Genomic DNA, 13,694 nt, shown 5'->3' with positions numbered 1-13,694 from the left:
TTCGTGGCTGAAGAGGCTTTCACCCCGGCGAAGCCTCGATTGACGAAGATCGGTACCGCGCACGGCGCGGCCTGGCAGAAGTCATACCGCCTCGCGCTGATTGTCACGGACGTCATCGTCGTCGGCCTTGCTCTGGTCGCCGCGCAGTTCGTCAGGCTCGGCGCACCGGACGCGATGCACGACGGGGCGTACGTCTGGGTCTTCTCCTACTACTCGCTGATGTCGATCATCGTCGCAGGAACCTGGCTGGCCCTGCTGGCCGCCTACCGCACCCGCTCACCCCGGATCGTGGGCGCCGGCGTCGAGGAGTACCGGCGCGTCTTCTCCGCGACGCTGGCAACCGTCGGGGTGATCGCCGTCGGGTTGATGATCCTTCGCCCGGAGTACGCGCGTGGCTATCTGGCTGTCGCCCTTCCGCTGGGCCTGCTCGCGCTGTTGCTGAGCCGTAGCCTGTGCCGGCGGCTGCTGGCCAGGAAACGTCGCCAGGGCAAGTGCGTGCAGACCGTGGTCGCGGTCGGCGACGCACGCGCGGTGCGCAGCCTGGTGCAGTCGCTGTCACGGGGCTGGTCATACGGATATGCGGTGGTCGGAGTGTGCCTGACCGGCCGCGCCGGCGGCGGCACCCTGGAGGTGCCCGGGGTGGGCGCGTTGCCGGTGTTCGGCAATGAGCACCACGTGCACGACGCGATCCTGAAGACCAACGCCGACACCGTGGCGTTGACCACCACCGACCATTTCGGCCCCGAGGGCGTACGCGAGTTGTCCTGGGAGATGGACAGGCTCGGCGTCGACCTGGTGGTCTCACCGGGCGTGGTCGACGTCGCAGGGCCTCGCCTGACGATGCGCCCGGTGGCCGGCCTTCCGCTGATCCACGTCGAGAAGCCGCAGTACAGCGGCACCAAGAAACTGCAGAAACGGACCTTCGACATCTGTGTGTCGATCACGGTTCTGAGCTGTGCGCTGCCGGTGCTGCTGCTCGCCGCGCTGGCCATCAAACTGACCAGCAGGGGACCGGTGTTGTACCGCTCCGAGCGGATCGGGCTGGACGGCCGGCCGTTCCAGATGATCAAGCTGCGCACCATGGTCGAGGGCGCCGACAAAGAGGTCGAACGCTTGCTGGAGATCAACGAGAGCGTCGGCGGCGTGCTGTTCAAGATCCGGGAAGACCCGCGCGTCACCCCGGTCGGCAAGTTCCTGCGTCGCTACAGCATCGACGAGCTACCCCAGTTCATCAACGTGCTGCGGCGCGACATGAGCGTGGTGGGGCCGCGTCCGCCGCTGCGCCGTGAGGTCGACACCTACACCGACCAGATCCGTCGCCGGCTGCTGGTGCTGCCGGGCATCACCGGGCTGTGGCAGGTGAGCGGGCGCTCCGACCTGTCGTGGGAGGACTCGGTGCGGCTGGATCTGTCCTACGTGGAGAACTGGTCGATCACCAACGACCTGTTGATCGCGGCCAAGACCATCCGCACGGTCGCGGCCGGTTCCGGCGCCTACTGATCAAACCCCGCCCAGCTATCCACATTGCGAATTGCCTCTGCCGGGGGGTATCGGAAGCCAGCAACGCAAAAATGGTACCGGTGGACGCGCATTTGCAAATGCGGCCCCGGCGTCCACCGCAAAATAATTCGCACCGTACAACGGCTCGCACCGGGCGGTCGCCAGTGAACGCCGAAACGCCCGCACCGGCCGTGCGGATGTTCGCGGAACCCGATTCTCGCCGAGTCGCCGGCGCCGCGCCTGACGCGCCTGGCCTAGGTTTGGTGGTTGCGGTGACGCGCGCGACGACGACGTGAACAGGAGACCGAGGAGATTCATGGCCGGCCAACGCGGCGGCACGACGCGCACAGTGCTGCTCGCCGTCGCGGTCGCGCTCGTGGTGGTCGTCGCCGGCGCGCTGGTCGCCGTGCCGCTGCGACCGGTCGCCACGATGCTCACCATCGGCTTCCTGAACCAGTTCCCGTCATCGGGCGGGCCTCCGGTGCCGGTCGACTCGGCCGATACGACAGGCACCGGTCCCGGCTCGCTGGTGTCGGCGACCACGATGCCCGGGGTCACCCGCACCGTGGAGGGCCGACAACTGCGGGCGGCCCGGGTGGTCTACCGGTCCACATCCGGTGACACTGGCGCTCCGACCGTGGTGTCAGGCTCGGTGTTCACCCCGCAGGGCAGCGCTCCGGAAGGCGGATGGCCGGTGGTGGCGTTCGGCCACGGCACGCTGGGGATCGATCCGCCGTGCGGGCCGTCGTTGTCGCCCAGCCTGCAGAACCTCGTGCACGTGGTGCGGGTCCTCACCCGGCTGGGGTACGCCGTCGCGCTGCCCGACTACCAGGGGCTCGGCGTGAAGGGCGTGCACCCCTATTCGGACGCCCGCACCGCGGGGCTCAACATGATCGACGCGGTGCGCGCGCTGCGGAACACGTTCGGTGACGTGTCCGGGAAGTGGGCGGCGCTCGGGGACTCCCAGGGCGGCGGCGCCTCGTGGGCGGCAGACGAGCAGGCGCGCGGGTACGCGCCGGAACTGGACCTCGTCGGGGCCATCGCGTCGTCGCCGGCCGCCGACATCTCCGGCATCGTGTCCAAGGCCTCGCAGGGCACCCTGACCGTCGAGCAGCGACCCGTCATGGCGGCCGTGGTCGAGTCGCTGGCGCGCCTGCATCCCGACCTCGACCGCGACAACTACCGGCGGTTCGAGGCCGCACGGCACTGGGACGAGCTGTCGGACTGCACCGAGGAGGGCGCCTACGGTCGCGCGGCGGCGATCCAGCGGATCGGGCCGCGCGAGTTCACCCCACGCGGCCCGCAGGCCGCCGAGCGGCTGCGCCGGCTGCTCAAGGCGTGGACGTTACCCCAAAAGCCGTTGTCGGCACCGCTTTACGTGTTCTACGGCGGGAAGGACCCGTTCATCGACGCCGAATGGACCAGGTCGGCGATCGAAAAGGCCTGCGCACTGGGCGGGGTGGTGACGATCGATTTCGACCCGGAAGGGGGCCACAATCCGGGCGACGCCTTGGGCATGCTCGACTGGATAGATGACCGCTTCGCAGGAAGGCCCGCCCCCGATGACTGCTGACCGGGTTCGGCTCGACGAGACGACGTTGCGCGACAGCGTCATCGGCACATCGCCGCTGTGGCGTCGCATTGACGTGGTGGCCGAGACCGGCTCCACCAACGCCGACCTGATCACCCGCGCGGATCGCGGCGAGGTCATCGACGGCGCCGTGCTCATCGCCGAGAACCAGACCGCCGGCCGCGGCAGGCAGGGCCGAAGCTGGTCAGCGGTGCCCTACGCGCAGATCACGATGTCCGTCGGCGTCGACGCCGCCTCGGTGCCCAGCCAGGCCTGGGGGTGGTTGCCGCTGGCGACCGGGGTGGCGATCGTCGACGCGGTCGCCGACAGCGGCGTACAGGCGGGGCTGAAGTGGCCCAACGACGTGCTGGCCGGCGACGGCAAGCTGGCGGGCATCCTCGCCGAGGTGGCCGCGGCCAGCCAGGCGGTGGTGGTCGGCATCGGCCTCAACGTGTCGCTGCGCGGTGACGAGATCGGCGTGCCCGGTGTCACCTCACTGGTCGACCTCGGCGTGCCCGCACCGGACCGCCAGGACCTGCTGCGACGGGTGCTGCACGAACTGGGCCGTCGCATCGAGGCGTGGCGACGCAACGAGGGGGCGGACCCCGCCCTGATCGCCGACTACCGGGCCCGCAGCCTCACCCTGGGCAGGCCGGTGCGCGCGATGCTGCCGGGCGGGCGCGAGATCGTCGGGGTCGCCCGTGACATCGACGACCAGGGCAGGCTCGACATCGACGCCGACGGGCAGTCGACGAAGGTGTCGGCCGGCGACATCGTCCACCTCCGCCCCGCCGACTAGGCGATTTCGGTGTACTTGGTCACGCTCACCGTGACCAAGTACACCGAAATCGCCTTAAGGTCTTCGCATGGGATATCCGGACAACGTGCTGGCCACCGACGAACAGGTGGTGCTGCACCGCCATCCGCACTGGAAGCGGCTGATCGGCCCGATCCTGATTCTGCTGCTGGCGACCGCGCTGGCGGCGTTCGGCGCGGGTTACGTCAACCAGACCGGATGGGACCTGACCGCGCGCAACGTCGTGCTCATCGTGATCGGGGCCGTCTGGCTGGTGATCGTGGGATGGCTCACGCTGTGGCCGTTCCTCAACTGGTGGACAACGCATTTCGTCATCACCGACCGGCGGGTGATGTTCCGTCACGGGGTGTTGACGCGCTCGGGTATCGACATCCCGCTGGCCCGGGTCAACAGCGTCGAGTTCCGGCACGGCCTGCTCGACCGGATGCTGCGCACCGGCACCTTGATCATCGAGTCAGCGTCGCAGGATCCGCTCGAGTTCTATGACATCCCGCGGGTGGAGCGGGTGCACTCGCTGCTGTATCACGAAGTCTTCGACACGCTGGGCTCGGAGGAGTCACCGAGCTGATCCAGCCGCCGGGCGCGCCGGTTGGGGCGGCGCAGCGGCGTGACGGTGCCTGTCCCGCGCACGTGTTCGGCGTGGTCCTCCAGCGCCTCGGCGATCCCACCCACAGTGAGGGTGGATTCGATGGCCTTGTCGGGGTTGCGGCCGAACTCGTCGGGGAACACCCAGCGCCGGAACGCCCAGAACCGGAACGCCATCTGCAGCAGGTTGCCGACGATGTAGGCCGAGATGAAGTCGGCGATGTTCTCCACGGTCAGGCTGACCTCGGGAACCCGCAACATCAGCACGTAGCTGGAGAAATACAGCGGGGCCATGGACAGCAGCACGCCAACGCCGCTGACCCCGAAGAACATCAGCGCCTCGTGGTGGCGTTCCCGGCCGCCGCGGTCCCGGAAGCTCCATTCGCGGTTGAGGATGTAGGACGCGATCACCGCGACGATGCCGGCGATGATCTTCGCCGTGACGGGTTTGGGCTCCAGCACGGTCAGCTTGAGCGTGTAGAACACCGCCGAATCGATGACGAATGTGGTCGCGCCCACAATCGCGAACTTGATCAGTTCGTGGTGCCGTTCCAGGTGCGGTCGAAGCGGGCGGGGTAGCCGCGCGATCGTGGCATCGGTAAAGGACACAAAAGGGCAGTCTACGGAAATCCCCCATCCCACGCGTAGCCGCGCAGGTTGCGGCCCCTAAAGGCAGGCGAGGCGGCCGATCGAAGCCATGACACCATGAAGGCGTGTCGCGAACCCCGAGCGGCCCTCCGTTGGTCACCATGATCGGCGGCGGGCAACTGGCCAGGATGACCCATCAGGCCGCGATCGCGCTGGGTCAGACGCTGCGGGTGCTGGCCGCGGCGGCTGACGACCCGGCCGCGCAGGTCAGCCCCGATGTGGTGATCGGCGCCCACACCGACCTGGATGCGCTGCGCCAGGCGGCCGACGGCGCCGACGCGCTGACCTTCGACCACGAGCATGTGCCGACCGAGCTGCTGGAGAAGTTGGTGGCCGACGGCGTGAACGTGGCGCCGCCGCCGTCGGCGTTGATCCACGCGCAGGACAAACTCGTGATGCGCCGCCGGCTGGAGGCCCTGGGCGCGCCGGTGCCGCGGTTCGCGGCCGTCACCGAGGGCACCGACGTCGACGCGTTCGCCGAGCGTGTCGACGCCCCGATCGTGGTCAAGACCGCCCGCGGGGGATACGACGGCCGGGGCGTGACGCTGGCGCGCGATCTCGCCGACGCGCGCGACGCCGCAGAACGGCACCTGGCCGCCGGCGCGGAAGTGCTCGTCGAGGAACGGGTCGAGATGGCTCGCGAGCTGGCCGCGCTCGTCGCGCGCTCCCCGTTCGGCCAAGGCGCGGCATGGCCGGTGGTGCAGACCGTGCAACGTGACGGCATCTGCGTGGAGGCCGTCGCACCTGCCCCCAACCTGAGCGACGAACTCAAGAGAGCTGCAACGGAATTAGCGCTCAGGTTGGCCGAGGAACTCGGTGTGGTAGGGGTGTTGGCTGTCGAACTGTTCGAGACCGTCGACGGCAGGCTGCTCGTCAACGAACTCGCGATGCGGCCGCACAACTCCGGGCACTGGACCATGGACGGCGCCCGCACCAGCCAATTCGAACAGCACTTGCGCGCGGTGCTCGACTACCCGCTCGGCGACACCGGCCCCATCGCACCGGTCACGGTGATGGCCAATGTGCTTGGCGCGCAAGAACGCCCGCACATGGGCATGGACGAGCGGCTGCACCACCTGTTCGCGCGGATGCCCGACGCCAAGGTGCACCTCTACGGAAAGCAGGAGCAGCCGGGCCGAAAGATCGGCCATGTCAACATCATCGGCGCAGCCGGTGGTTCGGTCGACGACGAGGCGTACGTCGCCGATGTGCGGGAACGCGCAGGCCGGGCGGCGCACTGGTTGTCGCATGCGGAATGGACGGACGGATGGGACCCACATGACGGGCGATGAGCGCTTGCGCGAAGAGCAGACAGGTGCCGATGAGCGCACTTCGGCGGCCCCCGCACCGCGGGTCGGCGTCATCATGGGCAGCGACAGCGACTGGCCGGTGATGGAGGACGCCGTCCACGCGCTGGCCGAATTCGACATACCGTTCGAGGTCGGCGTCGTCTCCGCGCACCGCACCCCGGCCCGCATGCTGGACTACGCGCAAAGCGCGGCCGACCGTGGCATCGAGGTGATCATCGCCGGTGCCGGGGGAGCGGCGCACCTGCCGGGCATGGTGGCTTCGGCAACGCCGCTACCGGTGATCGGCGTGCCGGTGCCGCTGGCCAAGCTGGACGGACTGGACTCGCTGCTGTCGATCGTGCAGATGCCCGCGGGCGTTCCGGTGGCCACCGTGTCGATCGGCGGAGCCCGCAACGCGGGGTTGCTGGCGGTGCGGATCCTGGGTGCGTCCGATGCCGCGCTGCGCCGCCGCGTCGAGCAGTTCCAGGCACAGTTGCATGACACCGTGTTGCAGAAGGATGCGGCGCTGCGCGACCGACTACTCGGGCAGTAAGCTGCAACCCGATGTCACGCAATCTCGCACGGTACCGGGCCATTGGGCACCGGGTCGTCACGGGCTTCCTACAGCCAGAGGTGCTGTTGCTGCTCGATGTGCTGAACACGGCCCAGCGCTCCGACCAGGTCTCGGGCGCAGTCGCCGAAATCGGCGTGCACCACGGCAAGCTCTTCATCGGGTTGCAGTTGCTGCAGCGGCCCGGGGAGAGGTCGGTCGCGATCGACATCTTCGGCGATCAGGAGCTCAACGTCGACGGATCCGGGCACGGCGACCTGGCGAAATTCGTGAACAACATGAACCTGTGGTCGTCGATGGACGACGTCGCGATCCACCAGGGTGATTCGACGAAGCTCCTGCCGGAGACGCTGCGCGAGCTGGCAGGCGGTGACATCCGCTTCTTCAGCGTCGACGGCGGCCACACCGACGAGATCGTGTTCTCCGACATGAAGCTCGCCGAGGCCACGCTCGCCGACGGCGGCGTCGTCATCGCCGATGACGTGTTCAACCAGCAGTGGCCCGGCGTCGCGGTCGGAACGCTGCGCTACCTGGAAAGCGGGGCCAAGCTTGCCCCGTTCCTGATCGGGTTCAACAAGGTCTTCTTCGCCCAGCCCGACTACTGCGGGCGCTATCGGAGCGCGGTGGAGTCCGCCGTCGACGGCAAGCTGCGGCTGGCGACCGCCGACTCGGTCTTCGCCGGGCACGACGTGGGCCTGGTCGCCTCCCAGGGCGTCGTCGACCTGCTGCGACGCAGCGCGACGATGCGATCGCTCTATCACCGGGCGTACCGTGACATGGTGCGTGGCCTGCAGTTCGTCTCGCATCGGGGCGGATCGGGTCAGTGAGGCGACGACGGTAAAGTTACCGGCGCATAGCGAGGAGTCTGTGATGGCGATCGGCAACCCGTCCTTCAGCGATTTCAAGCTGTCCGACGAGCACAACGAGTTGCGGGCGGTGCTTCGTGACCTGTGCGAGAAAGAGATCGCGCCCTACGCCGCCGACGTCGACGAGAAGGCGCGCTACACCGATGAGGCGCTGGCGGCGCTGACCGCGTCGGGCATGGCGGCCATCCACATTCCCGAGGAGTACGGCGGGCAGGGCGGTGACTCCGTGGCGGCGTGCATCGTCATCGAAGAGGTGGCCCGGGTGTGCGCGTCGTCGTCGCTGATCCCGATCTGCAACAAGCTGGGCACGATGGGCCTGTTGTTGCGCGGCAGTGAGGAACTCAAGAAACAGGTACTGCCGTCCATCGCCGCCGGTGACGCAACGGCGTCGTATGCGCTCTCAGAGCGAGAGGCGGGCAGCGACGCGGCGTCGATGCGCACCCGGGCCCGCCGCGAGGGCGACGAATGGGTGCTCAACGGCGCCAAGTGCTGGATCTCCAACGGCGGCCACTCGACCTGGTACACGGTGATGGCGGTGACCGATCCGGACAAGGGCGCCAACGGCATCTCGGCTTTCGTCATCCATAAGGACGACCCCGGGTTCTCGATCGGTGCCAAGGAAAAGAAGATGGGCATAAAGGGATCGCCCACCACCGAACTGTACTTCGAGGACTGCCGCATCCCCTCCGACCGGATCATCGGCGATGAAGGCACCGGCTTCAAGACCGCGCTGGCCACCCTGGACCACACCCGCCCGACCATCGGGGCCCAAGCTGTCGGCATCGCCCAGGGCGCGCTGGACGCCTCCATCGAATACGTCAAGGAGCGCAAGCAATTCGGCAAGCGCATCGCCGACTTTCAGGCCGTGCAGTTCATGCTGGCCGATATGGCGATGAAGACCGAGGCCGCGCGGCTGATGGTCTACACCGCAGCCGCGCGCGCCGAACGCGGCGAGCCCAACCTGGGTTTCATCTCATCGGCGTCGAAGTGTTTTGCCTCCGACGTCGCGATGGAGGTCACCACCGACGCGGTCCAGTTGTTCGGCGGCTACGGCTACACCATCGATTTTCCCGTCGAGCGGATGATGCGCGACGCCAAGATCACCCAGATCTACGAGGGCACCAACCAGATTCAGCGCGTGGTGATGTCCCGCGCGCTGCTCAAATAAATGTGGGCTGCGCTAGCTGCGCTCAGGTGTACTCGATGAAGGTGGCCATCCCCGCCTCGAGGTGATACGTGTTGTGGCAGTGGGTGATCCACCGGCCGGGGTTATCGGTGTCGAAGTCGATCTCGACGGTGCGCAGCGGCGCCACCAGCACGGTGTCCTTGCGGGCCAACGGAGTAGAGCCCGAACCCATCACCTGGAATGTGTGCCCGTGTAAGTGCATCGGGTGAAACATCTTCGACTCGTTGACGTAGCGGATGCGCATGCGCTGGCCGGGGCGCACCGGGTAGCCGGCGTTGGGCGGATCGTATTGCCTGCCGTTGACCGTCCAGTTGTAGCCGTTCACCGGCCCGGCCAAGCGCATGTCGATGCTCTGGTCGATGGGGTCACCGGGCAGGTTCAGCTCGGGCGGGGCGCTCAGGGTCGCCGTGTCCAGCGGGGCCTTCGTGCGCAGCGCGGCGACGTAGTCGTCGGTGTTGACGGCGCTCGCTTTGTCGCCGACGCGCATGTTCAGTTGCGCGTAGCCGTCTTTGCGGTACGCCGCCGCGATCACAGGGGCCGACGCCTGCAGCGTGACAATCGCATCGACCCGCTCACCCATTCCGAGGATCACCGAATCGGTGTCGACCGGTTGCACGGCGAACCCGTCGGTGGCGATCACGTGCAGCCGATGGTTCGGCACCCCGAGCTGAAATGCCGTGTCCGAGCCCGCGTTGATGACGCGCAGCCGGATACGTTGCTCGGCACGGTAATCCATCACCTGCGGGTCGGTGGTGACCCGCCCGTTGATGAGGTAGTACGGGTAGGTGACGTCGCCGCCGTCGTCGCCGAGCGGGGTCGACGGTGTGATGCCCGCGTCGGGAAGTTCGGGCATGGCCGGCATCCCGGCCTTCCTCAGCTCGGCCAGCACCTGGTCCGGGTCGCGGCCGGTGCCGTCCACCCAATCATCAAGCACCACAACGAGTTCATCGTCGTAGTCGGCGCCGTCGGCCGGGTCTTCGATGACCAAGGGGCCGTAGAGGCCGCGGTCGAGTTGTGTGCCTTCGTGGGAGTGATACCAGTAGGTGCCGGCATCGGGTACGACGAACTCGTAGGTGAAGTCACCGCCGGGAGCCACCGCGGGCTGTGTCAGCACCGGCACACCGTCCATGTCGTTGGGTATCGCCAGGCCGTGCCAGTGGATGGTGGTGGGGGCGGGCAGCTTGTTGGTCAGCTGGGCCCGTAGCCGCTCGCCTTTGCGCAGGCGGATCTCCGGGCCCGGCAGCCGGTCACCGTACGCCCAGGTGCGTACCTGTACGCCGCCGAGGTCGACGTCGGTCTGCACGGGTGTGAACGCGATGTCGAAGCCCGGCGTGGCTGCCGCCTGCTGGGCCGACGCCGGTTCGGGTGTACGCGTCGAGCACGCGCCGACCGCACCGGCCGCCAGGCCGGCCGACAGCACGAGAAAGCCGCGCCTGTCGAGCACGGGTTCAGCGTCGCACCGCGACGCGGCCGTCGCTTGCGAAACCGCAAATTAATCGGCTTGTCAGCCCCTGGTGACCTTCTCGGTCTGCCTGCGCCGGTCGAGCGCGGCCGGATCCGGGTTGGCCACCTGCACCAGAGACGCCCCCACCGCAAAAGGTGCCAGCAGGTGATCGGTGAGCGCCTCGGCGGTGTCCCAGGACGCGCTGGAGAGCACCCGGTCCTGCGCGGTCAGCCCCTGCGTGGCCGCCGACGTGCGCGCATCGCTGAGCACGTCGGTCACCGACCGGCCGCCCAGCGCCACGCCGGGGCGGGCTTCGGGGACGATCTGGTCGCCGTGCACCCGCACCGCGGTGGCGTAATCGGTCACCCCGACCGGCAGGTCGTCGACCGGCTTGCCGAACGGGTCCAGCGACAGCACCGCGATCTCGCCGACACCGACAGCGGCGTCGGCGTCCGACAACCGGTCCTCGGTACACAGCGCGACATCCGCGTCGCCGTGCCCCAGAACCACTTCGGCGCCGATCCACCAGATCCCGAACAGCACCGCCGCGGTCTGCCAGTGCGCGGGCAGCAACACCGCGACCCGGCTGCCCGGCCCGGCGCCCAACTCGTCGCGCAGCAGGTTACCGGTCTTGGCGGCCCAGTTCGCCAGTGTCGCCGTTGACAATTCGATGCGCTCACCGGTGGCGTCGTCGTAGTAGGTGATGCGCGGGCCCGCCGGGTCGGCGGCCATCAGCGGATCGAGGATCGCCGAACTGACCGTGGACACGGCTAGTTGACGCACTGCGGGTCATCGGAGCCCGCGGTGATGATCGTGGGTTCCGGTGGCGGAGCGCCGTCGGTCGAGCCGGTCGACCCGGCAGCGAGCGCGTCGAAGGAACTCAGCGTCGAATCACTGCCGTCCAAACCGGATCCGGGGCCGGTGTAGTCGTCGGCCAGCAACACCCGCACGGTGCCCGGCGGCACCGAGGGATCCTCGACGACGGGAAGCCCGCCGAGATCAGCGGAAACCGCCTTGGCGCCAAGGTCGTCGGTGGATCCCGCCTGCACCTGGCTGCCGCTCGGCGGGCTGCCCTCGTGGTTGCCGGTGCTGCCTCGGGTGAAGCCCTTGTTGGTGAGCACCTGTGCGACTGCGGCGGCCAGGCCGTTGACGTCGGTGCCGTTGACGACGTCGACGGCGGTCTTGTCCGGTGTGTACGCCAACTCTTCGGTCTTGCCTTCGTCCTGGTCGGTCAGCAGGCCGGCCACCCACTCCTTGACCGCGGGCGGATCCACCCGCACCACGCTCTGCATCCCGTCGTCGCTCCAGCCGTTCTCCTGCAGCCACGGAATGGTGGCGAAGGCGACGTTACCGGCCGCGAGGTTCTGCAACTGCTCGGCGAATTCCATGACGTCCCAACCGTCGGACAGCACCACCGAGCGTTGCACCGCCTCCTGCAACCGGTTCAGCGTGGCCGGGCTGGACAGCGTCTTACCGGAGATCACCTCGTGGGCGAGCGAGGCCATCACCGCCTGCTGGCGGGTCACCCGGTCGAGGTCACCGCGTGGCAGATCGTGGCGTTGCCGCACGAAGCTCAACGCTTGCGGCCCGTTGAGTTTCTGCCAGCCCGCCGGAAAGTCCGCACCCGAAAGCGGTTCGTAGACAGCTTCTTTCAGGCACACGTCGACGCCGCCCAGCGCGTCGGTGATCAACGAGAAGCCGAGCAGCCCGATCTCGGCGTAGTGGTCGACGGTGACACCGGTCAGGTTGGCCACGGTCTTGATCAGCGCCTCACGACCGGCTTCGGCAGCCATCGGCTCGGCCACGTCCGGATCCATGCCCTTTTCCTCGACGAGTTCCTTCATCTTCTCCAGATGGACCGAGCCGTACACGCCGTTGATCTTCATCTTGCCCACGCCGGGTGCCTGCACGTAGGAGTCGCGCGGGATCGAGATCGCCGTCGCGGATGCACCGTTGTTGGGCACCCGCACCAAGATGATCGTGTCGGTGTTGGTGGCCTCGTCGTCGCCCGCGCGCAGCATCGCGAGTTCGTCCTGCGACAACGGGTTGCCGTGGGCGTCGGTGCGGCTGTCCATGCCGACCAGCAGGATGTCGATCGCACCGTCTTCGCCGCCGCCGCCGAGCGCGACAGGGGATATGTGGTTGATGCCGGCTTCAAACGAACGGATCTTGCCCCACGCCGCGCCCGTACCGATCACGATCAACAGTGCCGCTGACACGGCGATGACACGAAGCGTGCGCGCGGGCATCAGCCCAGGCTACTTGCGGGACGGCCACATCGCGGGTAGCGCGCATCGGCGTGCCAGACTCGTGACCGTGTCTAAGCGCAACTCGGCCCGAATCGTTATTACCGGTGCCGGCGGTATGGTCGGCCGCGTCTTGGCAGCTCAGGCGCGTGGTGACGGCCGCGAGGTGCTGACGCTGACGTCGTCGCAATGTGACATCACCGACGCGCACGCACCTGCGCGTCACATCGCACCCGGTGACGTGGTGATCAACTGCGCGGCCTACACCCGGGTCGACGCCGCCGAGACCGAACCGCAGCGCGCGCACGCCGTCAACGCCATCGGACCCGCCAACCTCGCCAACGCCTGCGTCCAGACCGGCGCGCGGTTGATCCACATCTCCACCGACTATGTGTTCTCGGGCACCCAGCGGATCCCGTACGAGATCGACGACGAGACCGGCCCGCTGAGCGTGTACGCCCGCACCAAACTGGCCGGTGAGGCGGCGGTACACGCGACCATGCCCGACGCCCACGTGGTCAGAACGGCGTGGGTGTACGAGGGCGGCGAGGGCGGTGACTTCGCGGCCGTCATGCGCCGGTCGGCCGCAGGCGATCAGCAGGTCGAGGTGGTGGCCGACCAGATCGGCTCCCCGACATACGTCGGTGACCTGGTCGATGCCCTGTTGCAGGTCGCCGACGGCGGCATCGACGCGCCGCTTCTGCACGCCGCCAACGAGGGCGAGGCCAGCCGGTTCGATCAGGCGCGGGCCGTGTTCGAGGCGCTCGGCGCCGATCCGGCCCGGGTGCTGCCGGTCGGCACGGACCGACACCCGCGCCCGGCGCCGCGCCCGCCGTACTCGGCGCTGTCCGGACGGCGGTCTGCCGAAGCCGGATTGGCCCCGCTGCGACCGTGGCGAGACGCGCTGGCGGCGGCGCTCGGGGCGCACGGGTCGTCGCGCCGGATAACCTCTACGCCGTGAGTGACGAACTG

Annotated in this window: 13 protein-coding genes; 9 read left to right on the top strand and 4 right to left on the bottom strand. The window is 68.3% G+C overall.

What is annotated here, in order from left to right; translation table 11 throughout:
• Positions 1–39: 39 nt before the first annotated feature.
• The 4 genes from K3U96_RS19470 to K3U96_RS19455 all read left to right on the top strand — a co-directional run bounded on the left by K3U96_RS19470 (position 40) and on the right by K3U96_RS19455 (position 4,455).
• On the top strand, positions 40–1,500 hold the full coding sequence (locus tag K3U96_RS19470) for a sugar transferase (protein WP_069406779.1): 1,461 nt from the start codon (positions 40–42) through the stop codon (positions 1,498–1,500).
• A 316-nt stretch (positions 1,501–1,816) separates the two neighbouring features.
• Positions 1,817–3,073 carry a lipase family protein gene (locus K3U96_RS19465; RefSeq protein ID WP_220690794.1) on the top strand — a complete coding sequence of 419 codons (1,257 nt, stop codon included), beginning with the start codon at positions 1,817–1,819 and terminating at the stop codon, positions 3,071–3,073.
• A complete protein-coding gene (locus tag K3U96_RS19460; RefSeq protein ID WP_220693598.1) occupies positions 3,063–3,869 on the top strand; it encodes a biotin--[acetyl-CoA-carboxylase] ligase in 807 nt (268 codons plus the stop codon). The genes K3U96_RS19465 and K3U96_RS19460 overlap by 11 nt, the downstream gene beginning before the upstream one ends.
• A gap of 67 nt (positions 3,870–3,936) precedes the next feature.
• A complete protein-coding gene (locus tag K3U96_RS19455; protein WP_220690793.1) occupies positions 3,937–4,455 on the top strand; it encodes a PH domain-containing protein in 519 nt (172 codons plus the stop codon).
• On the opposite strand, the gene K3U96_RS19450 is transcribed toward K3U96_RS19455, so the two are convergent.
• The gene (locus K3U96_RS19450; protein WP_069406773.1) at positions 4,410–5,081 is read right to left on the bottom strand and encodes a GtrA family protein; all 672 of its coding nucleotides are present in this window, start codon (positions 5,079–5,081) and stop codon (positions 4,410–4,412) included. The two genes, K3U96_RS19455 and K3U96_RS19450, sit on opposite strands and share 46 nt — an antisense overlap.
• A 104-nt stretch (positions 5,082–5,185) precedes the next feature.
• Between K3U96_RS19450 and K3U96_RS19445 the strand changes: the two genes are divergently transcribed.
• The 4 genes from K3U96_RS19445 to K3U96_RS19430 are packed head-to-tail and all read left to right on the top strand — an operon-like array spanning position 5,186 to position 9,014.
• A complete protein-coding gene (locus K3U96_RS19445; RefSeq protein ID WP_268928453.1) occupies positions 5,186–6,412 on the top strand; it encodes a 5-(carboxyamino)imidazole ribonucleotide synthase in 1,227 nt (408 codons plus the stop codon).
• Positions 6,399–6,962: a 5-(carboxyamino)imidazole ribonucleotide mutase gene (gene purE / locus K3U96_RS19440; protein ID WP_268928452.1), complete on the top strand. Its 564-nt coding sequence runs from the start codon at positions 6,399–6,401 to the stop codon at positions 6,960–6,962. Before K3U96_RS19445 ends, purE begins: the two co-directional genes overlap by 14 nt.
• Before the next feature lie 11 nt (positions 6,963–6,973).
• Entirely contained in the window at positions 6,974–7,807 is an 834-nt protein-coding gene (locus K3U96_RS19435) for a class I SAM-dependent methyltransferase (RefSeq protein WP_220690792.1), read from the top strand.
• A 43-nt stretch (positions 7,808–7,850) separates the two neighbouring features.
• Positions 7,851–9,014, top strand: coding sequence for an acyl-CoA dehydrogenase (locus K3U96_RS19430; RefSeq protein ID WP_220690791.1), 1,164 nt, complete (start codon positions 7,851–7,853; stop codon positions 9,012–9,014).
• Positions 9,015–9,036: 22 nt separating this feature from the next.
• Here K3U96_RS19430 and K3U96_RS19425 read toward each other — a convergent pair whose 3' ends face one another.
• From K3U96_RS19425 to K3U96_RS19415, 3 genes are read right to left on the bottom strand one after another with little or no spacing between them, the layout of a single operon-like run.
• Complete coding sequence (locus tag K3U96_RS19425; protein WP_220690790.1) at positions 9,037–10,476, bottom strand: multicopper oxidase family protein; 1,440 nt, start codon at positions 10,474–10,476, stop codon at positions 9,037–9,039.
• Between the two features lie 60 nt (positions 10,477–10,536).
• Positions 10,537–11,244, bottom strand: a complete 708-nt coding sequence (locus K3U96_RS19420) for a TIGR03089 family protein (protein WP_220693596.1) — start codon at positions 11,242–11,244, stop codon at positions 10,537–10,539.
• A gap of 2 nt (positions 11,245–11,246) precedes the next feature.
• The gene (locus K3U96_RS19415) at positions 11,247–12,725 is read right to left on the bottom strand and encodes an LCP family protein (RefSeq protein ID WP_220690789.1); all 1,479 of its coding nucleotides are present in this window, start codon (positions 12,723–12,725) and stop codon (positions 11,247–11,249) included.
• Between the two features lie 67 nt (positions 12,726–12,792).
• On the opposite strand from K3U96_RS19415, the gene rfbD reads away from it, so the two are divergent.
• Positions 12,793–13,683 (top strand): dTDP-4-dehydrorhamnose reductase, encoded by an 891-nt coding sequence (gene rfbD / locus K3U96_RS19410; RefSeq protein ID WP_268928451.1) that lies wholly within the window; start codon positions 12,793–12,795, stop codon positions 13,681–13,683.
• Positions 13,684–13,694: the final 11 nt, after the last annotated feature.

The organism is Mycolicibacterium holsaticum DSM 44478 = JCM 12374 (genome assembly GCF_019645835.1).
Classification (GTDB): domain Bacteria; phylum Actinomycetota; class Actinomycetes; order Mycobacteriales; family Mycobacteriaceae; genus Mycobacterium; species Mycobacterium holsaticum.
The sequence above is the reverse complement of the archived record's forward strand: the minus strand, read 5'-3'. Positions and strand labels throughout refer to the sequence as shown.